This window comes from Methanococcoides seepicolus (assembly GCF_023684405.1).
Taxonomy (GTDB): Archaea; Halobacteriota; Methanosarcinia; order Methanosarcinales; family Methanosarcinaceae; genus Methanococcoides; species Methanococcoides seepicolus.
On record NZ_JAGSOI010000152.1, the window covers coordinates 1 to 711 of the forward strand.

The 711-nt window shown below is 37.7% G+C and carries 1 protein-coding gene and 1 pseudogene; one reads left to right on the forward strand and one right to left on the reverse strand.

Translation table 11 applies throughout. The annotated features are described in order from the left end of the window. Window positions 1-267 precede the first annotated feature (267 nt). Complete coding sequence (locus KDK67_RS14175) at window positions 268-570, forward strand: hypothetical protein (RefSeq protein WP_250869490.1); 303 nt, start codon at window positions 268-270, stop codon at window positions 568-570. On the opposite strand, the pseudogene KDK67_RS14180 reads toward KDK67_RS14175, so the two are convergent. Next, window positions 567-711 (reverse strand): annotated as a pseudogene (locus KDK67_RS14180) (IS1 family transposase); the annotation flags it as partial. The gene KDK67_RS14175 and the pseudogene KDK67_RS14180 overlap by 4 nt on opposite strands.

The window sequence follows — 711 nt, forward strand, 5'->3', positions numbered from 1 at the left end:
TCCGAAGTGTGCAAGGAGCACGTTCTTTCTGTCGTATAAGAAGCTACATTTCTACTGTTAAGAAGAATCAACTTTCTGTGATGAAAGCTATTCAAGATGCAATCGATGGAAAGCCATTTGTTCCAACAATTGTTTGATTTTAGGATTGCAAATTAATTTTGTGTATTATAGTCGGTCATACAGGATTGACGATAGGTAGGCTGAATAGTTACGTTTTATTTTAAATATATTAAGGAAACTGAATATTTGAGGAGTGGAACACGGACCATGTTAGACGAAAAAACGAAACGATGTTCGATGCAAGATTCCATCATGGGAATGAACTATCGTTCAAAATTGCCAGAGATCATCGATTCCGTTGTGACCAGCTGCTCAGATAAAGGTTGTTTCGAGCATATTGATTCAGCGGTCATACCTTCACGGGAATCCATTGTTGAGATCATCGACCTTTTCAAAGATGTGCTTTTCCCGGGTTATTTTGGTGACCAGACGGTTGAAAGGAGCAATCTGATATATCATATTGGAAGTGAGATCACCGAGCTTTTCGAGAAACTGTCAAGGCATTGTTAACTAAACATAGCTACCTCTTTATTTCTGTACTTCATCAAAAGAAGAACAGAGTACTTCAGCATTTCAAGACTCTTAGTATAACACTTTGACTTTCTTCTCAATCTTGCCAGAAAGTGCCTAATTATGCTGTTATATCCTTCA

Bases quoted from the DNA above. Each gene is read 5' to 3' on its own strand.
- KDK67_RS14175 (WP_250869490.1), top strand. From the start codon at position 268: ATGTTAGACGAAAAAACGAAACGATGTTCGATGCAAGATTCCATCATG.